This is a genomic window from Desulfobulbus sp., assembly GCF_031547805.1.
Classification (GTDB): domain Bacteria; phylum Desulfobacterota; class Desulfobulbia; order Desulfobulbales; family Desulfobulbaceae; genus Desulfobulbus.
On record NZ_JAVBRQ010000022.1, the window covers coordinates 11,585 to 33,962 of the forward strand.

The following is a 22,378-nucleotide window of genomic DNA, read 5'->3' on the forward strand; positions in this document are numbered from 1 at the left end:
CCCACGTCATCCGTCCGTTGTCTCCGATCGGAAAAATCGACGACTGGCGTGCCGACCATGCGATCTCAACGACCGCCCGCAACAATGCCTCCGGCCCGGTTCATGGCACCTGTCCGGTCCCCCGATAGTCTTCCAGCGCGAGGTTACCCGTGAAAAGAACCTTTTACCTGCTATCACGACCCTTTGTCTGGCTCTGGAAATTTCTCAGTTCCGGCCTGGCGGTCCTCTCCAACCTGATCTTTCTCGCTCTGGTCGCCCTGGCGGTCACCGCGATCCTGTACACGCCCGAAGTCCGGGTGCCCATGCACAGCGCCCTGCTTCTGGCGCCCGAAGGGGACATCGTCGAGCAACGGTCGCCCATGGACCCCATCACCAAAATACTGAACCGGCTGGCCGACAACTCCCTGCGCGAGGAAACCTTTCTTCAGGACATTCTCGACACCATCCATGCCGCCGGCGACGATCGACGGATCAAGTTGCTGGTCCTCAACACCAACCGCATGGGCACCGCCAGCCTCGACCAGATCCGGACAATCGGCGCCGCTCTCGACACCTTCAAGCACACCGGCAAAAAAGTGATCGCCGTGGGCGACAACTTCAATCAGGCCCAATACTACTTGGCATCCTGGGCGGACAAGATCTACCTCCATCCCATGGGCGCGGTCAACATTCGCGGATTTTCGGTGTTCCGGTTCTATGCGCGCGAGTTGATCGACAAGCTGGCGATCAATTTCCATGTCTTCCGGGTCGGCACCTTCAAATCGGCGGTGGAACCGCTCCTGCGCGACGACATGTCGACCGAGGAAAAGGAGAACACCGGCCTGTGGCTCGGCAAACTCTGGGATATCTACTGCGAAGATGTCGTCAAGCACCGCAAGCTGGAGCGGCAGGTGTTCCTTGACAACGTCAATCAAACCGTCGCCCAACTGGGCTCCGTGGGGGGCGACCGCGCCCGGCTGGCCCTGGCCACCGGCCTGGTGGACGGCCTGAAGAATCATCGGGAAATGGAAGAATTGCTCATCCAGGAAGTTGGCCCGGCACCGGGCAAGGAGGGCTTTAATTCCATCGGTTTTCAGGAATATCTCGACACGGTCACCCCCTCCTACACCGACAGCCGGGAGAAAAAGGAGCTGATCGGGATCATCACCGTCTCCGGCAACATTCTCCCGGGCAAGGGGGCGGCCGGCCAGATCGGCGCCGACGACCTGGTCAAGCGTATCCGCAAGGCCCGCCAGGATGCGCGGGTCAAGGCCATTGTCCTGCGGATCGCCACCGGCGGCGGCAGCGCGTTCGCCTCCGAACTGATCCGCGAGGAACTGGCGGCGGCGAGAAAGGACGGAAAAATCGTCGTGGTGTCGATGGGGGCCATGGCCGCCTCGGGCGGTTACTGGCTGGCGGCCGATGCGGATGCGATCGTGGCCGCGCCGACCACCCTCACCGGCTCGATCGGTATTTTCGGCGCCATTCCCTCGGTGGACAAAACCCTGGCCAAAATCGGCCTGCACAGTGACGGCATCGGCACCACCGACATCGCCCACTTCGGCAACCTGACCCGACCCATGAGCGATGCCGAGGCTTCGACCATGCAAATGGATGTCGAACGCGGATATCGCCAATTCATCGACATTGTAGCGAAAGGAAGGCGCATGTCCGCCGAGCAGGTGGAAAAACTCGCCGAAGGGCGGGTGTGGGACGGTGCCACCGCCCTCAAGTTGGGCCTGGTCGACCGACTCGGCGACCTGCACGACGCGGTGGACGAGGCTGCCAAGCGGGCTAAAATCCCGGCGGAAAACGGCTATTACCTCGAATTGGCGCCGGACAACTATCTGGAGCGCTTCAAACGGGCCGAACAGCCGATCGAGGCCCTGATGGCCCGGCTCTGGCCCGCCGCCCTGATTCCGGACTCGCTGCGCCGGCCGATGGTCGAGCAACTCGATGTCTTCGTGCCCGGCAACAATGACCCGGAAGGCATCTATTGCCACAGCCTGCTGCCGCTCTCGGCCCTCTCCTTCCAATAGGGCGGGGCGGGCGCCGGCCGGCGTGAAGAACTATCCCTTGAGCACGGCCAGGGGCTGGAGCTCGACCGCGATCTCGATCAGATCGAGCTGATTGGCGATCACCTCGCCAATGTTCTTGTAGGCGCCGGGCGCCTCCTCGAGATCGTTGCGATGGCTCAACGAATGGAGGACATTGCTCTTTTCGAGCTTGGCGATCTCCTCGCGCAGGTCGAGCACTCGCTGGGCCTGCTTGCGGCCGAGCACCCGCCCGGCCCCGTGCGAACAGGACATGAACGACTGCGGATTGCCCAGTCCCCGCACGATGTAGCTGCGGCTGCCCTGGCAGCCTGGAATGATGCCGTATTCGCCGGCAAAGGCCCGGGTGGCGCCCTTGCGATGCACCCAGACCGGCCTGGAAAAATGGGTCTCGCCCGCGGCATGGTTGTGGGCGACGTCCAGGGGCGGATCGAATCGGTCGCAGCCGGTCGTCTCGGCCACGATTTCCTGTAGCACGGCCATCATCTCGCCCCGGTTGGCCCGGGCAAAGGCGACACAGTATTCCATCTCCCGCAGATACCGCTGCCCCACCGACGATGCCAGCGGCAGCAGCGCCAGCTGCCACTCCTTCGGCACGGAACTCCTGCCGGCCTTCTGGGCCAGTTGGACGGCGAGATCGTTGTAATGGCCGGCGACCTTGTAGCCGAGATTGCGGCTGCCCGAATGGATCATCAGCCAAATCCGCCCATCGTTGCCTCTCTGAATTTCGATGAAATGGTTGCCGCCGCCCAAGGTGCCGATCTGGTGGCGGGCGCTGCCGAACTCGGCGGTCACCACCGGCAGGTCCCGTTCCGTGGTGCCGGGATCCGGCATGGCCTCAAACGGACGCGGTTTGCGATGATGCTTGAATCCCAGAGGAACGGCGGCGCGCAGGGCGGCAAGGATTCGCTTGAGCTGCGGGATGCTCACCTCGGCCAGGCCGGTGCGGACCGCCTGCATGCCACAGCCGATATCGACCCCGACCGCGTTGGGAATGACCGCGTCGACGGTGGCCAACACCCCGCCGATCGGCATGCCGTAGCCCACATGGGCATCGGCCATGATCGCCACGTGGTGGAAGGCGCACTCCAGGTTGGCCAGATGGCGGGCCTGGACCATGGCCTCTTCCTCCAATGCATCCGTCCACAGCAACAGCGGTATTTTTTCCGTGTTGATCGCCCGTTTCACAGTGTCCCCTTGCTCTCTGTGCCCGCTGATATATAGTGCCCACACCGTTTGCGCCGGACCTGCGCTTTCCAGCCCGGCATCCCTTGAACACCACCCGGCACCTTTTCCATGATCACTCAGGAAACCCTGACCCACCTCTGGCTGCACCTGGGCTGGCCCCTGCTGCGCCTGCTGATCTACCTGGCCATCGGCCTGCTGGCGGCCCTGTTCATTGAATCGCTCAACTGGACCAGGAAGCTGGCAGTCATCGCCAGGCCGCTGACCCGATTCGGCCATCTCTCGCCTTTGACCGGCGCTTCCTTCTCGGTCTGTTTCTTTTCGGGCATGGCCGCCAACACCATGCTGGCCGAAGGCTATGCCAACCGGCAGTTGAGCCGCAAGGAACTGATCCTGGCCAATCTGTTCAACAGCCTGCCCAGCAATTTCCTGCACCTGCCCACCACCTTCTTCATCGCCGCGCCGATCATCAAGAGCGCCGCCTTCGTCTACATCGGCCTGACCGTGGGCGCGGCCATCCTCCGAACCCTGTTCGTCACCCTGCTGGGCCGGATGCTGCTGCCCGCCAACAACGGAGAAATAGCCGCCACCGAGCTGCCGCCACCACCGGAACATCCGTTCCGCGCCGCCCTCCAGAACACCATGAAGCGGTTCAAGCGGCGCATCCGCAAGATTGTCGGCTACACCGTGCCGATCTACATCCTCTTCTACGCCCTCACCGAGGCCGGTTTTTTCACCGCCGCCGAACGATTCATGGGACAGCATCTTGCCTGGCTGTCCTGGCTGTCGCCCCAGGCCCTGTCGATCCTCACCTTCCAGATGGCCGCCGAATTCACCGCCGGCCTGGCCGCCGCCGGCTCGCTGCTGGCCAGTGGCTCGATGCGCGCGGAGGAAATCGTGCTGGTCCTGTTGATCGGCAACATCCTCTCTTCGCCGATCCGCGCCATCCGCCACCAGTATCCCTACTATGCGGGCATCTTCAAACCGGTCTTGGCCGCGGAACTGATCCTGTTCAGCCAGGGATTCCGGGCCTTGAGCATAGCGCTGATCGCATTTTTATATTATTTTTTAGTGATGTAGCAACCCGGTCGGCACGACGGGCACCAACCCGGCAAACCTTGCAAGGAGACGATATGGAAAAAACCATACTGGTCGCGATCGACGGTTCGGTGTACAGCGGCAACAGCCTGGAATATCTTGCCAATCTCTTCGGTTCCGACTCCAGCCTTTCCCTGCACCTCTTCGGCGTGGTGCCCAGCGGCGGTGGCGGCAAGGAGTGGATGTTCGATGTCGACCCCCTGCGCAGCCAATCCGCGGAAACGGACCAGCGGGCCAGCCGTGCCCGCAAGCAGCTGCGGGACGCCGAGGACCGACTGGTCCGGGGCGGCATTTCCCGGGAGCGGATTGCAACCAAAGTGAGGATTGCCACCAGCGTCAGCGGCGCGATCCGCGACGAGGCCAAACACGGCAATTACGACAGCGTGGTCATCGGCCGGCGTGGTTTGGGATCCATGGGCAACGTGTTTTTCGGCAGCATCTCGGGCGAGCTGGTCGAAAAATGCCACAATGTGCCGCTCTGGATCGTGGACGGCCGTGTCAGCGCCGAGCGGTTTCTGCTCGCCGTCCACAGCCGTCCCTCCTCGCTGCTGGCCGCCGATCACCTGGCCTACATGCTCAAGAACCGCCCCGGCGCCGAAATCTGCCTCTACCACTCCAACTCGGTCTTCGGCGCCCAACAGGCGGCCACGGCCGAGGAATTCCATCTCCAGTGGGGCAAGGAATGGTGCGACAAGTACCTCGACCTGGACAACTTTCTCTTTTACGCCCACTGCCAGCTCCTGGTCGAGGGCGGCATCTCCCGAAGCCGGATCAGGCAGCTGCCGGCGCAGATGCATCTCGACGTGGGCAGCGATCTGCTGCGGCAGGCCAAGCAGCACGGTTGCGGCACCATCGTCATTGGCCGGCGGCGGCGCGACCTCGCCAAGGGCCAGCTCAAGGGCGTTTCCGACAAGACCCTGAAGCAAGCCCAGGATCTCGCCGTGTGGCTGGCCGGGTAGCCTCCCCCGGCCGCTCCAACTATTGCTTCGTCGCTGGCGGCCCGGCTGGACCGGCAGCCGCCATCGGAGCGACGATCACCGTGGCGGCCCGTTCTGGAGCCAGATATTGCCTGGCCAGTTCGGTCAACTGATCCGCCTTGATGGCCGCGAATCCCTCCAAAATGGTGAGCGGCCATTGCAGTTGCTGCGGATGGCGGCTGGACAAATTGAGCACCGATTCCATCCAGTAGCGGTTGTTCCGCTTGATATCCTTGATCGAGGTCAGGGTGGGCTCCAGAGCCCGATGCAGTTCGTCCTCGCCGACCCCCTTGCCGACCAGGCCCGCAGCCACGGCCTTGATCGCCCGGGCGAGCGATTCCGCCTGATCCGGAGCGACGATCAGGCTGCTTTTCATCAGGCCGAAGCCGATGCTGGCCCGGCTGGGCTGGCTGGTCACCTGGGGTGAATAGGTGGCCCCCAATTCTTCCCTGATCTTTATTCGCAGCCGGTCGTCGAACACCGAGGCCAGCAGGTTGAGCCGCCGGGTGCGGTCGATATCCCAGAAATCGGCGGTTTGCCAGGCCACGATCAACAGTGCCCGGTCGATGGTGCTGGCCGCCTGCAAATGCCGCTCTTCACCGGCGGGAAACACGATCGGCTGAACCGGCTTCGCTTCCGGTGCCTGCCGTTTTTCCGCGCCGAAATATTTCCGGACCAGCCTGATCACCTCGGCGGGATCGATATCGCCCACCACATTGATTTCCAGGGGATCGTGGGCCAGGACAGGTGTCAGCCAGCCGCTGATCCGGGCCAGGTCGATCTTCTCCACCTCGCCCCAATCCGGCAGTCCGTATTCCGGACTGCCGCCGGCCAAAAACCGCTCGCCCTGGATCTGGGCAACGCCTTCCGCCGTCCCGGCCAGTTGATCGTACATCCGGTGCAGGTTTTCCCGGCTGCGGCGGAAATCCTCGGGCCGGAAGGCGGGATCAAGCAAGCGGTGCCGGAGCAGCTGCAGCAAGGTCTCGAATTCATTTCGCAAGCTGCTGCCATTAAAAGAAAAACTCTCGGGTCCCACCGCAAAATCGAGGGTAACGTTGGTTCCGGCCAAGGCTTGATTCAACTGTTCGCGGGTCAGACGGCCGATGCCGCTCTCGCGCATCAGGGCCTCGGCAGACAAGGCCATGCCCGCGGCCGGTTCATCCTGCCTGCCGTTGCCGAACTGCACCGAGAGCATCACCTGATTTGCCTGAAAATCCGTGGCCTTGATGTTAAGAAGCACGCCGTTGGCCAACGATACCGTCTCCACCCCGATTTCCTTGTGGCTCACCTGCCCGACATGTTCGTTCTCCGCAACGGTGGGCAGAGGCAAATAAGGAAAAGGGGCGCGCCGGGCCTCGACCCAGGCCGGAAGATCCTTGGCTTGGTTGGCCCGGTACAGCTCGCGCACCTGTTCCTGCAGTTGGGCGGCGGTCAGGCCCGACTCCAGGACGCCGGCCAGATGAATCTGGCGGTGCTGACCGTCCCACAACTGATGCAGGGCTCCATTGACCTCGACCAGAGTCAGCTTGTCGAGTACCGGTCCATAAAATGCCATTTCCTGAGCCGGACTCAGGAGCACCTCGTCGTCGCCCAGTTTCCGGATGATGTCATCGGCAAGCTGGCGGCTGTCGCGGGAGGCGGCGGTCTGTACCTCCTTTTCGAGCATGGCCTTGACCTCCTGCTTGCCCCGCGCCAATTCATCCGCGGTGAACCCATCCTTCAGGGCTTGGGCAAGGGTCGTCTGCAACAGGGTCAGCGCTTCCCGCCAGGTTCCGGTTTCGGTCCGGGCGGTCAGGGTGGCGTAGTTGTATTGCCGGAGAAAAAGGCCGGCATGGGCACGGGGCTGCGCCAGCGGACTGCTGGGCTGCTGTTCGAGTTGTTCCAGCCGGTTGTCGAGCAGGATCGAAACCAGGTATTGCCGCATCTGCTCGATTTCCCAAGCCTGGGAATCGGTACGCGGCTTGATGTTGCCCACCGTGGTCAAGGCCACGTTGGTGGCGCCCAATTCCGGCTCGGGCAGGACCTGGATGTCGAGGCCCGACTCCTTGACCTTGCCCATCTCCGGGCACTGGATCGTGGCCTCCGCCGCCTTCAGGCCGGCAAAGGCCGTCTCCAGCAGCTTGGCGGTTTCCTGCGGTTGCATGTCGCCGACCACCACCACGACCATGTTGTCGGGCCGGTACCAACTGTCATAGAAAGCGCGGAGCCGGCGACTGTCCGCCGTATTGAGCACCTCTTCCACCCCGATGGGGTCGCGCCGGGCCACGAGCGTGCCAGCGAAGTCGAACTCCATCTGTTTTTTTGCGACCCGGGCGGCGGCGGAATCGCGGCTGCGTTTCTCCGACAAGATGACGCCCCGCTCCCGGTTGACCTCTGTTTCCAGCAACAAGGCTCCTCTGGCGTAATCGGCCAGCACTTTGAATCCATCCGCCAGCACGGCGGCGTCCGCCGAGGGCAGCAGGAGATTGTAGACCGTTTCGTCAAAACCGGTGTGGGCGTTGGTGTCGCCACCGAATCCCATGCCAAGGGATTGAAAATACTTGATCAAGGTACCGGGAGGGTAATGGGTGGTGCCGTTGAAGAGCATATGCTCCAGGAAATGGGCCAATCCCCTCTGCTCGTCGGTCTCGTTGAGCGATCCGGCCCGAACCAGAAGATAGAGGGCCACCCGGTTCTTGGGCTCGCTGTTGGGCATGAGCACATATTTCAGGCCATTGTCCAGCCGGCCGAACACCAGCGACGGGTCCGGCCGCAAATCGCTGCCGTCCTGGGGCCAGCCGTCTGTCAGGCAGGATGGCCGCGCCGGACGAGTATCGGCATCGGCGGCTCTGGCCCGATCCACGGGCAAAACGGTCAGGAACGCCGCCAAAAGGAGCATCGCCAGCCGTGACGAAAACAAAATCAAGGATTGCTGCATTGTCGAACCTCACGCTTTGGTGTACACAACGGTAAAAGGTGTTCAAACTATAGTGTGCGACCGGGGGGTAAACAAGGTGATTATTGCCGGCAAACGGGCCTTGGTGCTAGGAGCGACGCGCGGCATCGGCCGGGCCGTCGCCCGCAATCTGGCCAGCCAGGGGGTGCGTCTGATTCTACCCTGGCTCGACTGGCCCGAATCGGTGGCGGAACTGCGGCAGGAATTCGGCGGCGGCCGGGACGGGCACCTGCTGGTGCGGACCGACCTGCGGCTGACAAGCGAGGTGGCGGAACTGATGGCCGCCATCGACGAACGATTCGGCCGGCTGGAAATCGTGGTCAACAACATCGAACGCGGCGGCATGCCGATTTTGCATGGCGGCTACGGCCGGGAAGTCAACCGCGACCAGTGGCGGCTGGAAATGGAAACCACCCTGCACGCCAAGTGGCTGGTCTTCGACCAGGCCCTGCCCTTGCTGCGCCGCAGCGAAGCGGCGGCGGTGGTCAACATTTCCTCGATCGCCGGCATGGTCGGCCGGTCCGGTCCGGCGGGCCTCCTGTTCAACGACGGCTACGCCGCCGCCAACCGGGGGGTGAGTTCCCTGACCGAAACTTGGGCCAGAATCGGCGCCCCCACCATCCGGGTCAACGAACTCATGCTGGGACTGATCGACTCCCGGCATGGGCCGGGCACCCGGGGCTGGGACCTGCTCGCCGAGGAACAGCGGCGCGATCTGCTCCGTCATACTCTGCTGCGGCGAACCGGCACGCCCGAGGAAGTGGCGCGGGCCGTGCTGTTTTTGATCCGGGATGCCGATTTTCTGACCGGCTCGGTGCTGCGCCTCGACGGCGGCTATGCGGTGGGGGGGGAAGCGCCCGGGGTCATGCCCGACGGGGCTTTGTGAGTTGCAAGGGCGGCGATTGTCAGCCTTCCAACACCCAATCGGGAAGGTGGTGCATGATGTACTCGGTCACCTTTTCCTTGGAGGCCGGATCGCTCTTCTGGACGCCGGCATCGCGCATCACCTCGTCGAAGTCGTACCAACAGAGTTCCTTGTCCTGGTGGCTGTACACGGTCAAAATCCGGTGGTCAGGATCGTCGATATCCTCTTCTTCCTGAATGGCAGCCACCAATCGGACAGCTTCCTCATAGGGAAGGAAACGAATTTCATCTTCGCTCATCGGACACTCCATGCACCGGCCCGGCAGGGGACGGGGACAACGCGCGGGAACAAGGCGAGTTGCGCGGAGTCAACGCGCCTTGCACGGCAAAACAGGAAATCAGACCGGTTTGACGACAGCCCCGGAACGGATGCAGCGGGTGCAGACGTTGGCATGCACGGTGCCGCCGTTGCGGGTCTGCATGCGAACTCTTTGCAGATTGGGCAACCAACGGCGACGGGTCTTGTTATTGGCGTGGCTGACGTTGTTCCCCGTGGCAGGGCCTTTGCCGCAGATTTCACAAATACGGGCCATGATCGTTTCTCCTCTGGTAAATCGTTTAACAATAACCGCGAATAATAGCCCCACGCCCTGAAAAAGCAAGTTCTTTTCGCGTCCGCCCCGGAGAATTTGCTGGAGGCGGCCCCATTCCGCGCACGGTGCCGACCGCGCGGTTTCGGCACAAGCGAAGGCCCCGGCACGCCGCCTTGCCGCCATGGCGACAAATACGTATAACCCGGCAATAATGATGAAGAATTTTTCTTCGTTCAGCGGTTGGTTTTTGGTATAATCGGCCTTACAATCAACCACGCGTCCCTAAACCGCCCCCGTGCCGCACTTCACGGCAGAGCAGGTGCGCGGCGACAACCGGGCCAAAGCCGACGATGTACCGCCCTACGCACCGCAAGGAACCGCCGCATGAGACATGCCGCCATTTTGTTTTACGAACTGCTCTCATGGCGGTCGGTCCTTGACATTCTCCTGATTGCCGCAGGCTTGTTTTTCCTCTACCGGACCCTGCTTCGGCTCGGCACTTGGAAAATCATGGCCGGCATCCTCATGGCCCTGGTGGTCTTCATCCTGGCCAACGCCCTCCAGCTCAAGGGCATCGAGTGGATTTACCATAACGTCAGCAACGTGGCCGTTCTCGGCCTGATTATCATCTTCCAGCCCGAATTGCGTAAAGTGCTGGAAAAGGCGGTCTCGGTGCCGCCGCATCGATACAAGGGCGCGGACACCCCGCTGCACGGCCTTGTCGGCGATGCCCTGATCAAGCTGGCCCAGGAGCGGTGCGGCGCCATTGTCGTCTTTCCCGGCAGGGAGCCGCTCAGCGACAAGATCTCGGGCGGCTACCAACTCAACGCCGTCCCCAGCCTGCCGCTCATCCTCAGCATTTTCGACTCCAACTCGCCGGGACACGACGGCGCCGTGATCATCGAAAACGGCAAGCTGACCCAATTCGGGGTCCGGCTGCCCATGTCGCAGTCGACCCGGCTGTCCGAGGAATACGGCACCCGCCATCACGCCGCCATGGGCCTGGCCGAGCAGACCGACGCCATGGCCCTGGTCGTTTCCGAAGAGCGGGGGCAGGCCTCTGTCTTCGTCAACGGCGAGATGCACCCGGTGCGCACCGCCGAACAAATCACCCGCGCCATTGCCACCCATCAGCGGGAGATGGGCTTCTTCAACCGGGACAACGCCCCGAAAATCCGCAAGCGAACCATCTTCCAATGCGTCGCCAGCCTGATCATCGCCGTTGTTTTCTGGTCTTCCCTGGCCATTTCGCAGCGGGAAGTGGTCGAGCGCGTCCTGCCGGTGAATATCGACTACACCTCCCCTGCCGATGACCTGGTGTTGGTCGGCGACAAGCCCAACGAGGTCAAACTGTATCTTTCCGGCCCCAAATCGGAAATGGACAACCTGGCCAGCAATCCTCCCAGCGTCAAGATCGATTTATCCAAAATGGCCAAGGGCAGCCAAACCATCATCATCACCAGCGAAAATCTGCGACTGCCCAAGGCGGTCACCCTGCTCGACACCTCTCCCCAGCAACTCAAGCTCACCCTGGCCGCCGTGGTTCAGAAAAATGTGGCGATCACCCCACAGATCATCGGCAAGCTTCCCGGCAACTTGAAGATCAAGAAAATCACCGTGACCCCGGAAACGGTCCTGGTCACTATTCCGGTCGTCAGGGAAGAGCGGGGCACCGAAGAAGTGTTGACCACCCCGATCTACCTGGAGTCGATCTCCACCGACAGCAAGCTGTTCTGCAAGGTAATCGCCCGCCCCTCGATCCAGCCGGTCACCAAACGCTGGCCCGACGTCGAAGTCTTCATCGAACTGAAATAATCGATAGCCCGGCACTTGGCCGGGCCAAACCATGCCGGCCTTGGCCCGGATTCATTGCCCCTTGCCCTGCCCCTCCCCCCTCCCGAAGTCCGCGCGCACGCGACATTTTTGAGTATATATTTAAAAAAATATACCACAAATGTAAATATATCCGTGCCAACAGCACGGTGACCAGCAAGGTCTACCATCGCAACAATGCAATAATAAAGAAGTTTTTTTAAAAAATAACGGAAAATACAGAAAAGGCACAATACGTGCTTTAAAATGGCATCGCGCATCACTGTTCACGCCTCGGACATCAGAACCGTTTCTGTCATTGAAATACCGGTGCGATGAGGAGCCGTTACAACAACTATGTTAAAAAGGAGAGAATATGAAACGATTGTTTTCCGTGGCAGCCCTCGGCGCCCTTACCATGCCCATCACCGCACCCCAGGCCGAAGCGGCAACCGCCACCGCCGCCCTTGACGCCAACAGTGCCTATGTCTGGCGGGGTTTGACCGCGAACCACGGCTTTGTCCTGCAGCCGAGCATCGACGTTGCCGCGGAAAACGGATTCGGCGTCAATGTATGGGCCAACTTCGACGTCGACGACTACAACGGCACGGTCGAGGAAAACAGATTTTCCGAAGTCGACCTGACCGCCTCCTATATGTTCAAATTGGGCAAGGTGGACACCAGCGTCGGCGTCATTGCCTATACCTTTCCCACCACGCATCCCGACGCCCTCAACGGCGAGCCCAAGGACCTGAACAACACCAGCGAAATTTTCTTGGGCTTGGGCTACGACTTGGGCCACGGTTTCAGCTTATCCGGGAAAATGTATTACGATTTCGACCAGGTAGACGACTTCTACTTCACGGCAGGACTGGGATACGCCTACGCACTCAACGATAAAACCACCCTCAACTTAAGCGGCCTGATCAGCTTTGCCGGCGAAGACTTCAGCGAATATTACGCAGCCGGCACGGACAGCGGTTTCTTCAACTACACCCTCACCGCCTCGGTAAAATACATGGCAACCGAGGCCCTTGGCATCGGCGCCAACATCAATTTCTCCGACTCCATGGATGACGACGTCCTGCCGGAAGAAACCGTGCACACCAATGTCTTCGGCGGTATCAGCCTTACCTACGCCTTCTGACCTGCCCCCGCATTTCCTTCCTCGCTTCCGTCCCCTTCCCCTCTTCCCGGCCAGACGCAAGGCCCCGAGAGGCGGGGATTCCCGTTCGTTCGCGCGGTTAAAGCCGCGCGCAAGCCTTCGGCTCAGCACTGGAAACGTGGCTCCGGGCCGGGGCTGCGACTGGAAGCGAGTGGGTGAAAAAGGCTTGAGCCATCTATTCCCGCAGGATCATCGTCCGTCGTTGCGGATCGTCGAGCAAGACGCGGCCGGTGCGCAGACACTCGAAGATATGGTCGAAGACCACCCCGCCCCGGCCCGGGGTCCGCCCGCTACGGAAGTAGCTGTGCCCCTTGGCCGCGTCATAGTCGGTGTTGACCTCGTCGCAGTCGACGGCAAAGACATTGCTCGGTGCCAGGCGCATATCTTCCGGGCCACTGTGGCCGAGCCGGCGGGAAGCGATCTTGTTTTTGAAATTGGCGGCCTTGCTGCTGCGCAGGGCCAGGTCGTCGGAGGCGAAGTAGACCACCACGTTGCGCGAGGCATCGCAAATCAACTGTCCCTTCTTTCCGCGATGGAGCGACTCGTTCTCGATGTCCGCCGCCACCAGGAAGGTGTTGCGGAACAGCAGGGGCACGCCGCTGGCCAAATCGTACTTGTTCCAGGCGGCCAGGGTTTCGCGTAGCACCCTGTTCCCCATGGAATGGGCCAGGACATTGATCCGCTTCAGACAGGGGGCGGCGTCTTGCCCATTCAATTCGGTGTTGCGCCACTCGACGAACCGCTGCAGGGCGCGGGCAAAGGAAATCGCGCTGGCATCGGCCGCCTTCTGGTCGTCCCAGTAATCCCCGACCAGGCCGAGATCGTTGTCGCACGGCCAAATCACCGGCACAACCAACACCTCCCGGTTGCTTTTGCCGTCGCAGAGCCGCTGCAATTCGCCGGCCGCCCCGAAGACGTCCTCCGGCAGGTTGGAGTAGCCGTGGATATAGAACAACAATTGCCGATAGGGACTCCTCTTCAACTCGAGCATGAATTGATCGCGACCGACGGTGGCGATGGCGCCGTCCGCTTCCCGTCGACAGGCGAACACCACGTTGCCGGGGGCATTGTTGCGGGGATCGAAGACAAAGGCTCGGCCGGGTTCGAGTTGCAAGACACCCTCGGGGTACCGGTTGGTCAGAAACAGCAGGGCATCGTTTCGCGCGGCCTCGGGTGCCGCGGTGTCCTCCTGGCAAGCCGCCGGCGCGACGGCCATCGCCGCCATGTCCCCGGCTGGCGGCGGCAGCTCCGGGGCAGTGGTTTCCGCTGAAAGCCACAGCCGCATCTCGGCCTCACGCCTGCGCTTCAAGCCCGCCAGCTCCTTACCGCCGGCCTTGGTCCACCGCATGAACTGATCGGGCACCTGATCGATATTCCCTTCGTTCAAGAGCCGCAGCAGGGTCGATTTTTCCAGGGCGCCGATCCCCACATTGTAGGCAAAGCTGACCAGGGCGCAGAAGCGGGTAGCGGCAAGCGGCACCTTGACCAGCCGCTCCACCCCGGCGGCAAAGCGGCGGACATCGTCGGCCAGCAACACCTCGGCCTCGGCCATGGTGATGCCGTCGGGGTAAACCGCCCGGGCCAGCTCCTTGTTGCCCGTACCCTTGAGCATCCTGCCGTGGGGATCGGTCACCACGTGACCCCAGCCGATGGTCCAGCACCCGGCGGGACAGAGGTAGGGATCGAGATTGACCGTGGCCGGATCGCCGTCCAGAATGCCTTCGAATGACTTGATCAGTTCCACTGCCTGCCGAAGATCTCGTGCCATTGCGCTCTCCGATGTCAAAGGGTGACGTGAAAGGCAGGCAGCGGACTCGTGGCCGCAGCGGCCTCGCCATCGTGAAAAATGAACGGGCCGGTTCTGACCCGCTTACACAATCGGGAAAATCGGAAGAATTGGGATCGCCGGACCCGGCTTCCCGCAACGCAGTATTTGCTGTTTGCCGGGGAAAGGCAAGAGAGGAAAAATGAAGAGAAAATGAAGAGAAAGACTATCCAATCGGGAGGATGAAACAGCGGCACTCAGGCCCTGGTTCGGCGAGAACGAGCGTTCTTGCCGCGTTTGCCGCGGCTGTGGGTGCGGTCACGAATCCGAGCCCAGGCGCAGCTCCAGGGTCAGGGATGAACCGGGGCGGCAGCCGGCCGAGGTTTTGCCCGCCTCCCGCTTGATCCGCACGGTCGAGCGGCGCAGCCATTGCCGGACTTCCTCGCGGCTGACCACTTCCCGCAGCGTGCCGCCGCAGCCCGACCGGATGCTTGCCGATCCCGCGGAGGAACCGAAATCGATCACCGGTCCGTCGACTCGCAACACCATGCCCCGGCCGTCACCGGTTGCGCTGACCACGCCGTCGATCCTGCCGGGATATTCCTCGCCGTCGGCGATCTGCCACAGGTCGAGGGGTTGCCAGTGGGTGCATGCCGGCGGGGAACCGGCAAACTTGGCGCAACTCCGTCCCTTGAACTGCTCCACGTCGATTTCGGTGGACAGGGTCTGGATGGCATAGTCCTCGCGACCATCGGGACCGCTGACAATCAGATTGCCGACAAAGGTTTCCCGGATGGTATAGCTGAGTTCCTGCCTGGGTTTGCCGTACAGGGTCGAGATCGTGCCGCCTTCGATCGTGATCGATCCGGCCAGGGGGATGGCGCGCATCGCCTGGTTCGTCCGCCCCTTGCCGGCCAGGCCGGGGATGGCCTTGCCCTGGTTGATCAAATCCCGGCGGCGCTTGTTTTCCTCTTCCGGCGTCGGCGCCAGTTCCGCTGCCGCCGGCGCCAGAACGCCCGCTTTGGGGGCGGCCTCCCCGCTCTTGCCGGCAGCCTGGGCCGCGCAGACCCGGTCCGCTTGCGCGGCCAGGCGGTCCAGCTCGGCCCTGGCCCCCACCACGGCTTCCTTAGTCTTGGCCTTCCTGATGGTCAGCTTGAGCCGATCCATGCGGGAGCGTATCTCCCGGCAGGTCAGGGGCGCGGCAATCGACACGGAAGCCGCCACCAGCAACACCAGAGCCACCAACGCCAACCAGCGGCCCAGCGGAGGCGACATCGCGCCTCGCTCCCGCCCGCGGCGGGCAATGGACCGCAGTGCGTTCACGTTGGCCGCACCGGACCGGTCACCACCACGCCCGCCTCGATCAACCGTTGGAGTTCTTCTTCCGCCAGGCCGGCCAGATGCAGGATATCGGCCGCCCCTTCGCCCACTGCCGGCGGCTGCAGGCGCAGGTCAAAGGTCCGGTTGTCGAGCCGCAGCGGCAGCTTGGGCAGGCCGACGTGGCCGCCATCGGGCATGGCGGTTTCGGCCAGCCCGCCCGAGGCGTGCAGGTGCGGATCGGCCCAGAGATCGATCGGCCGGTTCACCGGGGCAAAGGGAATGCCCGCCCGTTCGGCCAGGGCCATCAATTCGGCCTTGGTCAATCGAAGCAAGCGTTGCTGCAGCGCGGGATGCAGCCAGGGTCTGGCCTCGATCCGTCCCTGGTTGGTGGCAAGCCGCGCGTCTTCGGTCCAATCGAGGTAGTTGAAGGCTGTGCAGAAGCGTTGCCAATGCCGGTCCGAAGTCAGGCCGATGAAGACCTGCTGGCCGTCACCGGTGGCAAACAATTCGTACACGGACCAAGTGCGCTCGCGTTCCGGCATCGGTGGCGGCGCCTGGCCGGACACCGCCGCCCCGGCCATATGCTGCCCCATGAGAAAGGCCACCGATTCGAACAGCGAGGCCTGCACCACCTGGCCCCGGCCGGTCTGCCGCCGCTGGAGCAGGGCGGCGAGGATGCCGATCGCACCGAAACCGCCGCTGAGAATATCGGTGACCGAGGCGCCGGCCCGCATCGGCTTGCCGCTCGGTCCGGTCATGTAAGCCAAGCCGGCCATCATCTGTACCACTTCGTCCAAGGCCGGGCGATGGGCATAGGGACCGGGCATGAATCCCTTCAGGGCGCAGAAGATCAGGCCGGGATTGCGCCGCCGGCAGACATCGACGCCGATGCCCAGCCGGTCGACCGTGCCGGGGGCGAAATTCTCGATCAACACATCGGCCTGTTCCACCAGCCGGAGAAACAGCGCCCGGCCCCGCTCATCTTTCAAATCGATGGCCAAGCTCTTTTTATTGCGGTTGAAACAGGTGAAGAAACCGGCGCCGAACCCTTGCAGCCTGCGGGTGTCGTCGCCCTGGTCGGGCCGTTCGACCTTATAGACCTCGGCCCCCAGATCGGCCAGGATCAAACCGCAGGCCGGGCCCATGATATTGTGCCCCAGTTCCAGCACGCGAATGCCGGCCAGCGGCAACGGCATATTTTGCGGCGGTTCCTGCTGTGTGCTTTCCATGTCGGATCCGTGGGAGTGCCGACCGGTTGAAAAAAAACGCCCCCGCCTTGCGCCGGGCCGATTCGGGCCGGCCGGAAGGAGGGAGCGAGGCGGTGCCGGGTCGGGCGGCGTTCACCTTCGGACCACTATACCACCGGCAAAAAAATATGCCGCCAGCAAATAGCCGATCCCGGCGCGAACAATGCAGTGCAAACGGAAAAAGGGTTAAGCAAACGAGAGATCTCTCTGCGTTCGAGACGGCAATGTGGCCAGCCTTATCCTTGTTTCGAACGTTCTTTGCTTGTCGTTTCGACGAGCGCAGCGGGAAGAAATATCAAGAAATTTCAGCAGAATACCATCCAGGGTGAAATCGGCTGAATTTGAGTGGGAATCGGTAAAAATGGCCCGCCACTGCGGCCCACGGACTAGGCCCCGTCGTCCCCCTGCCACACCGCAAAGCAATTGCCCCCCTTGGCCTTGGCCTGGTACATGGCCTTGTCGGCATAGCTCAGCAGCTGTTCCTCATCCGAGGCATGGTCGGGATACAGGGCGATGCCGATGCTCGCCGAAACGGTGACCCGATGGCCGTCGATCCAAAACGGCTGCTCCACCGCCTGACGGACCTTTTCCGCCACCACCACGCCGGCCCGGACATTCTTGACCGCGTGCAGGACCATGACGAATTCGTCCCCACCCAGCCGCGCCAGGGTGTCCCCGGAGCGCACCTCCTGGCCGAGCCGGGCCGCCAGCATCTGCAGCAGCCGGTCGCCCACGGTATGGCCGAGCTGGTCGTTGACCGGCTTGAATTTGTCGAGATCGAAAAAAAGCAACACCACGTGGCGATCTTCCCGCCGCACCTGATGGATCTCCTGGCGTAGCCGGTCGAGCAGCAGCGCCCGGTTGGGCAAGCCGGTGAGCAAATCGTGATGGGCCAGGTGGGAAATACGGTCGGCCTCGGCACAGTAATCGGTGATATCGGACAGTCCGACCACCTCGTGCACAACCCGGCCATTGTCGTCGCGCACCTGGCTGACCGATTGCCACACCACGAAAATTTCGCCGTTTTTCCGACGGTTCCTGACCTCGCCTTCCCACCGCCCCTGGGCGGCCAGTTCTTGCCGCATGGACCGGATAAACTCCTCGGTATGATAGCCGCTGGCCAGCAGGCCCAAATTCCTGCCGGTCGCCTCGTCGGCACTGTAGCCGGTTATCCTGGTAAATGCGGGATTGACCGCCACGATCCGTTGTTGCCCATCGGTCACCACCACCGCCTCCAGCACCGTTTCGAACACCGTGGCGGCCAGACGCTCGTAGGCACGCCGGCGCGCGGCTTCCCGTTCGGCGGCGATCCGCCGCACCCGCCGGTAGAAAACGGTCGCCAGGGAAAGTATGCCCAGCAGGGCTGGCGTCCCCAGCCACAGCAGCCGGCCGATCTCCTGCCGCCATCCCGCCAGGGCCTGGTCGCGATAAAGATGGGAAACCACCGCCAGCGGATAGGGCAGGGTTGCGCGGAAAACGGCCACCGTTTTCCTGCCGCCCTCCTGTTCGGCGGGATAGCGGCCGGTCTCGGTCTGCCGCAGCCGCCGCGTCAACTCCAGACCGCCTTGATGGGCGCCGGTAAGCGACGTTTTGCCGCTGGTCAGCAGCAACACTCCGTCACGGCGCAACACCTCCGCGAACCCTTCGGCCGGAGGCAGCCACTGGCTGAAATAAGCGCGCATGGTCGCAGGATTGAGCGAGGCCACCATCCGCACCTCGCGGCCATTGGCGTAGGAACGGCAGAGAATCGGGATGAAGCCGAGCCCTTCGGCCGGCAGGGGATTCGTTGTCGACACCTGGTGGCCATCGGCAAAATCGCGGCCGGCCCAGGGAAGGCCGATCGACAGGGATGCCGCGGCAGTGGAGTCTGGTGGCGGGAAATAGTCTTCGATCGCCACCTGGCGGCCGATGTTGCCGCCGCTGGAACTGGCGACGATGCGTCCCGATTCGTCCAGCAGGGAAAGCGAACGCAGAAAGGGAAGTTGGAGCAAGGCCAACTGGTAATGGACATGGATCAACTCGGAATCCGATTCGGCGGCCAGGAAATCGACCAGCTTCCGAATCGTCTCCAGGTTGCGGTTGACGTGTTCCTCAAAGGCCCGTGCATGCAGGGCGCTGCGCTCGACCGCGTCGTTGAGGGCGATGTTCTTCTCGCGCTGGATGACATAGGTCCCCCCGACAATGGCGGCGCCCACAGCCATGATCATCAAGATCGCGAAAGCGATGTCGGCGCTTAAGGCGCGGCGCGGAATCATGGCACGCCTTTCACTCGAGCTGCCCCATGGCCCCGGAACGGGGATGCCGGGTTGACACCATCCGCAGCGGCTCCTTGCGGGCCACGCGCAGGGGCGCACCGAGGATGGTCGGGGCCGCGACCGCAAACGGCAACGATAAGGTCCATGCTTTCATCTTGCCTCCTTGGCAGCCGCGCCGCTCAATGCGCGCAGCAACCGTGCCTTGCCCCGAAACGGAGAGATGGGAATTCGCGCCGGCGCCACCTGCGTGCTCATTTGGCAAATATAAAAATCGGACGGTGCCCTGTCAATTTTTCATGCCATCGCCGGATGTTGCAAGAGAGAATGGTCGTCGAAGCGCGCTTTTCTCCGCCCGGCATGAGAGGAAGAAAATATTTGACCGGCACAGTCCAATTTGTCATACTGCCACATCGTTCCGGCAGCAAACCCGACCGCAACGCACTGCTCTTTCAATTCTTTTTATCAGCAAGACGGCCATGGCACCGGCCGGCGCGGCACCCTCGCTCCGGTTCGTTGCCGCCGTGCATCCGTTCGCGGTCTTTCCTCTCTTCTTCGGTACGCTCCGTGGCAGGGCGACTCGATCGCCCCAGACCGACCGGCAATCCGCAGCGGGCTCCCGACCCGTTGTCTCCCAGGCCCGTCCTTCCCCGGGATCGCGTCTGGCACCCATCAACAAGGAGGAACGCATGAAGCTGATTCAAGGAGCAGTCGCAATTCTGGCGGTGGTGGCGTTGCCCGTCGTCGCTCCGGCCAAGGAGGCCCAGACTCTCGACGAACTGGTGCGCCAGTACGACTCGTCGCGGTGCCAGGAGTGCCACCCCGAAATCTACGGCCAGTGGGAGCAATCCCTGCACGCCAAGCCGATGCTCGGACCCATTGGCAGGACCCTGGCCACCTTCCAGGGATACGTCAACTCGCGGGACACCGAGTTGAAAAAATCCCGCGAGGTGGCGCCGTCCACCAAGGAATTCCTCAAACCCTGCGTCGAGTGCCACCTGCCGCAGATGATGGACGCCTCCGACAAGGTCGCCGACGAAATCGCCAAGGCCATCGTCGACGGCGACGAGGAGGTACTGGCCAAACTGCAGATCACCTGCATCGTGTGCCACAACCGCAATGCCATCATCCGCAAGTTCCGCGACGGCAATCCCCGGCCCGATGTCATCTACGGACCCAAGCACGTCGGGCCCCACGGCGACGCGGTCTTCACCTCCGCCGCCAAGAGCGAAATGCTGCGGGATACGGTGTTCTGCGCCCAATGCCACCAGGGGCCGAACGTGCAGCACTACGACGAGCCGATGTGGTGCACCTCCACCTTCGACAGCCACCAGCAATTCTACGTACCCATGGGTGGCACGGAATCCTGCCAGGAATGCCACATGAAGAAGGAAGGCGGCCACCGCTTCCCGCCCAACTACCAGGATTCCGCCCAGACCTCCAAGCACCTGCGGGAGTGGATCGACCTCAACCTGACCGCCATCGCCTACCGGATGAAACCGGACGCCAAGAATTTCATCCCCATGGTGGTGATCAACAGCGAGGTGGTGAGCCGGATTGGCCATCGTTTTCCCGACGGCTGTCCGTCGCCCAACCGGGTCACTCTCGATTTCAAGGTGAGCACCAAGGACGGCAAGGAACTGTTCAAGGACACCAAGGTCTACATGCCGCAGCACAAGCTGGGATATGACGACAACACCATGGTCTATGCGGCCAACCGCAAGCTGACCTTGATGCGCGACACCAGCCTGCAGCCCTTTGTCCCGAGGAAGGAGAGCATCGAGGTCAAGCTGCCGGACGGGGTGGAAGAGGTCGTGGTCGAGGCGACCCTCACCTTCCGGCAACTGCCCGGCATCCCCGAGGCCGAATTTCCGATCCACAAGGTGACCAGGCAGGTCAGCCTGAAGCGCTGATCGGTTCAGGCAGGCGGCAGCGGCCCCCGGCCGGTTGCTCCGGGGTCCGCCGATCGCCTCGTCTTTCGCCTTGCGGGAACGTCTGAAAATCAGGCGGGGCTGGCCAGCTTGAGCCCCACGATACCCGCGACCACCAGGACCAGGCTGCACAGCCGCAGCGGCGTCACGGCCTCTTGGAACAAGACGATGCCCGCAATGGCCGTGCCCACCGCGCCGATGCCCACCCAAACGGCATAGGCGGTGCCCAGCGGCAGCGTGCGCAGGGCAACGCTTAAGAAATAAAAGCTGGCGCCCATGGCCCCGACGGTGACGAGCGAGGGCACGAGCTTGGTGAAGCCGGCGGTGTGTTTGAGGCCAACGGCCCAGACCACTTCGAAGAGACCTGCGACAAATAACAAGAGCCAATTCATGGAACGGTTTTCCGCTCTGCGGGGCCGTCCCCGCAATCGAAGAAAACGCCAGGGTCGTCCCTGGCGTTCGTCGCCTTGCCTGTCTCGCTCGTCCAAGCCCCAAGGGCCGAGGGCGGCCAGACGGCTTTTATCCATCCTTCCGCTATGAAGCCTGCAAGGCCTCCGTGGCACTGTCCACCAGTCTTATCGAAGCGTCAAGAGTTTATTGCCAGTTGGCGGCAAGGACCGGGGCCAGGCCCGCCTGGTGCTCGGGCGGCAGCGTGGTCTGGCCGGAGGCCGGAGGCGTGAAGGAGGCCATGGCGCTGACCAAGGCATCCACCTGGGAATTGAGCAGGACCTTGTTGTTTGCGGTTTGGAACTGCTCGACATGGGACTGGGAACCAGAATACCAGTTACGGATGCTGAGTGTATCCGTGGTGCCGATCACGCTCACTTCCAGATTATTCCCCACCTGGCGGAACCACAACTGGTCCTCGGCGATATCGGCAAGGAACCGGGCCACGTCCGTATTGTCGGCGGTCGCGTCGTTCTCGATGATGGTATCGCTGCCATAACCTCGGCCAAAGAGGTAGAGGTCATCGCCTACGCCACCGTTGAGGGTGTCGTTGTCAATTCCGCCATCCAAGGTATCGCTGCCGGTGCCGCCATACAACTGGTCATTGCCCACGCCGCCTTCGAGAAGATCGTTGCCGCCGTAGCCGTACAAGGTGTCGTTGCCGGCCTGGCCAATAAGATGGTCGGCAACACTGTCGCTGCCGACCAGAGAATCGTTAGCCGACGTGCCGTACACCGGCAGGGCTTCGAGCAAC

18 protein-coding genes are annotated in these 22,378 nt (G+C 62.5%); 7 read left to right on the top strand and 11 right to left on the bottom strand.

Annotation, left to right across the window (positions count from 1 at the left end):
* The first annotated feature begins 149 nt into the window (after positions 1 to 149).
* Positions 150 to 2,018, top strand: a complete 1,869-nt coding sequence (sppA, locus tag RMR13_RS08560) for a signal peptide peptidase SppA (protein WP_310600223.1) — start codon at positions 150 to 152, stop codon at positions 2,016 to 2,018.
* 30 nt (positions 2,019 to 2,048) lie between these two features.
* On the opposite strand, the gene RMR13_RS08565 is transcribed toward sppA, so the two are convergent.
* The gene (locus tag RMR13_RS08565; RefSeq protein WP_310600224.1) at positions 2,049 to 3,221 is read right to left on the bottom strand and encodes an RtcB family protein; all 1,173 of its coding nucleotides are present in this window, start codon (positions 3,219 to 3,221) and stop codon (positions 2,049 to 2,051) included.
* Positions 3,222 to 3,329: 108 nt separating this feature from the next.
* On the opposite strand from RMR13_RS08565, the gene RMR13_RS08570 reads away from it, so the two are divergent.
* Entirely contained in the window at positions 3,330 to 4,298 is a 969-nt protein-coding gene (locus tag RMR13_RS08570; RefSeq protein ID WP_310600225.1) for a hypothetical protein, read from the top strand.
* A 53-nt stretch (positions 4,299 to 4,351) separates the two neighbouring features.
* A complete protein-coding gene (locus RMR13_RS08575; RefSeq protein ID WP_310600226.1) occupies positions 4,352 to 5,275 on the top strand; it encodes a universal stress protein in 924 nt (307 codons plus the stop codon).
* A gap of 19 nt (positions 5,276 to 5,294) precedes the next feature.
* On the opposite strand, the gene RMR13_RS08580 is transcribed toward RMR13_RS08575, so the two are convergent.
* Positions 5,295 to 8,210, bottom strand: a complete 2,916-nt coding sequence (locus tag RMR13_RS08580; RefSeq protein WP_310600227.1) for an insulinase family protein — start codon at positions 8,208 to 8,210, stop codon at positions 5,295 to 5,297.
* Positions 8,211 to 8,286: 76 nt separating this feature from the next.
* Between RMR13_RS08580 and RMR13_RS08585 the strand changes: the two genes are divergently transcribed.
* Positions 8,287 to 9,114, top strand: coding sequence for an SDR family oxidoreductase (locus RMR13_RS08585; protein ID WP_310600228.1), 828 nt, complete (start codon positions 8,287 to 8,289; stop codon positions 9,112 to 9,114).
* Between the two features lie 19 nt (positions 9,115 to 9,133).
* Here the strand turns inward: RMR13_RS08585 and RMR13_RS08590 are convergent, their stop codons facing one another.
* Positions 9,134 to 9,391 (bottom strand): hypothetical protein, encoded by a 258-nt coding sequence (locus RMR13_RS08590; protein WP_310600229.1) that lies wholly within the window; start codon positions 9,389 to 9,391, stop codon positions 9,134 to 9,136.
* A gap of 99 nt (positions 9,392 to 9,490) precedes the next feature.
* The gene (gene rpmB, locus RMR13_RS08595; protein ID WP_310600240.1) at positions 9,491 to 9,685 is read right to left on the bottom strand and encodes a 50S ribosomal protein L28; all 195 of its coding nucleotides are present in this window, start codon (positions 9,683 to 9,685) and stop codon (positions 9,491 to 9,493) included.
* Positions 9,686 to 10,069: 384 nt separating this feature from the next.
* Between rpmB and RMR13_RS08600 the strand changes: the two genes are divergently transcribed.
* Positions 10,070 to 11,500 carry a diadenylate cyclase gene (locus RMR13_RS08600; protein WP_310600230.1) on the top strand — a complete coding sequence of 477 codons (1,431 nt, stop codon included), beginning with the start codon at positions 10,070 to 10,072 and terminating at the stop codon, positions 11,498 to 11,500.
* Between the two features lie 373 nt (positions 11,501 to 11,873).
* Positions 11,874 to 12,644, top strand: coding sequence for a TorF family putative porin (locus tag RMR13_RS08605; protein ID WP_310600231.1), 771 nt, complete (start codon positions 11,874 to 11,876; stop codon positions 12,642 to 12,644).
* 193 nt (positions 12,645 to 12,837) lie between these two features.
* Here RMR13_RS08605 and RMR13_RS08610 read toward each other — a convergent pair whose 3' ends face one another.
* From RMR13_RS08610 to RMR13_RS08630, 5 genes are all read right to left on the bottom strand, one after another.
* Entirely contained in the window at positions 12,838 to 14,430 is a 1,593-nt protein-coding gene (locus tag RMR13_RS08610; protein ID WP_310600232.1) for a glycoside hydrolase family protein, read from the bottom strand.
* A 315-nt stretch (positions 14,431 to 14,745) separates the two neighbouring features.
* Positions 14,746 to 15,750 carry a hypothetical protein gene (locus RMR13_RS08615; protein ID WP_310600233.1) on the bottom strand — a complete coding sequence of 335 codons (1,005 nt, stop codon included), beginning with the start codon at positions 15,748 to 15,750 and terminating at the stop codon, positions 14,746 to 14,748.
* Positions 15,747 to 16,976 (bottom strand): CaiB/BaiF CoA-transferase family protein, encoded by a 1,230-nt coding sequence (locus tag RMR13_RS08620; RefSeq protein ID WP_310600234.1) that lies wholly within the window; start codon positions 16,974 to 16,976, stop codon positions 15,747 to 15,749. The genes RMR13_RS08615 and RMR13_RS08620 overlap by 4 nt, the downstream gene beginning before the upstream one ends.
* A gap of 404 nt (positions 16,977 to 17,380) precedes the next feature.
* On the bottom strand, positions 17,381 to 19,249 hold the full coding sequence (locus RMR13_RS08625) for a diguanylate cyclase domain-containing protein (RefSeq protein WP_310600235.1): 1,869 nt from the start codon (positions 19,247 to 19,249) through the stop codon (positions 17,381 to 17,383).
* Positions 19,250 to 19,259: 10 nt separating this feature from the next.
* Positions 19,260 to 19,403, bottom strand: a complete 144-nt coding sequence (locus RMR13_RS08630) for a hypothetical protein (protein ID WP_310600236.1) — start codon at positions 19,401 to 19,403, stop codon at positions 19,260 to 19,262.
* Between the two features lie 532 nt (positions 19,404 to 19,935).
* Between RMR13_RS08630 and extKL the strand changes: the two genes are divergently transcribed.
* Positions 19,936 to 21,159 (top strand): multiheme c-type cytochrome (seleno)protein ExtKL, encoded by a 1,224-nt coding sequence (gene extKL, locus RMR13_RS08635; RefSeq protein WP_310600237.1) that lies wholly within the window; start codon positions 19,936 to 19,938, stop codon positions 21,157 to 21,159.
* 89 nt (positions 21,160 to 21,248) lie between these two features.
* Here the strand turns inward: extKL and sugE are convergent, their stop codons facing one another.
* Together sugE and RMR13_RS08645 are read right to left on the bottom strand one after the other, a co-directional pair.
* The gene (gene sugE, locus RMR13_RS08640; protein WP_310600238.1) at positions 21,249 to 21,569 is read right to left on the bottom strand and encodes a quaternary ammonium compound efflux SMR transporter SugE; all 321 of its coding nucleotides are present in this window, start codon (positions 21,567 to 21,569) and stop codon (positions 21,249 to 21,251) included.
* Positions 21,570 to 21,771: 202 nt separating this feature from the next.
* On the bottom strand, positions 21,772 to 22,378 hold a 607-nt coding region (locus tag RMR13_RS08645; protein WP_310600239.1), incomplete at its 5' end, for a calcium-binding protein.

Coding starts and splice junctions, on each gene's coding strand:
- rpmB (WP_310600240.1), bottom strand. CDS start 9,685: ATGGCCCGTATTTGTGAAATCTGCGGCAAAGGCCCTGCCACGGGGAAC.
- RMR13_RS08590 (WP_310600229.1), bottom strand. CDS start 9,391: ATGAGCGAAGATGAAATTCGTTTCCTTCCCTATGAGGAAGCTGTCCGA.
- extKL (WP_310600237.1), top strand. CDS start 19,936: ATGAAGCTGATTCAAGGAGCAGTCGCAATTCTGGCGGTGGTGGCGTTG.
- RMR13_RS08575 (WP_310600226.1), top strand. CDS start 4,352: ATGGAAAAAACCATACTGGTCGCGATCGACGGTTCGGTGTACAGCGGC.
- RMR13_RS08610 (WP_310600232.1), bottom strand. CDS start 14,430: ATGGCACGAGATCTTCGGCAGGCAGTGGAACTGATCAAGTCATTCGAA.
- RMR13_RS08580 (WP_310600227.1), bottom strand. CDS start 8,210: ATGCAGCAATCCTTGATTTTGTTTTCGTCACGGCTGGCGATGCTCCTT.
- RMR13_RS08630 (WP_310600236.1), bottom strand. CDS start 19,403: ATGAAAGCATGGACCTTATCGTTGCCGTTTGCGGTCGCGGCCCCGACC.
- RMR13_RS08600 (WP_310600230.1), top strand. CDS start 10,070: ATGAGACATGCCGCCATTTTGTTTTACGAACTGCTCTCATGGCGGTCG.
- sugE (WP_310600238.1), bottom strand. CDS start 21,569: ATGAATTGGCTCTTGTTATTTGTCGCAGGTCTCTTCGAAGTGGTCTGG.
- RMR13_RS08570 (WP_310600225.1), top strand. CDS start 3,330: ATGATCACTCAGGAAACCCTGACCCACCTCTGGCTGCACCTGGGCTGG.
- RMR13_RS08620 (WP_310600234.1), bottom strand. CDS start 16,976: ATGGAAAGCACACAGCAGGAACCGCCGCAAAATATGCCGTTGCCGCTG.
- RMR13_RS08625 (WP_310600235.1), bottom strand. CDS start 19,249: ATGATTCCGCGCCGCGCCTTAAGCGCCGACATCGCTTTCGCGATCTTG.
- RMR13_RS08605 (WP_310600231.1), top strand. CDS start 11,874: ATGAAACGATTGTTTTCCGTGGCAGCCCTCGGCGCCCTTACCATGCCC.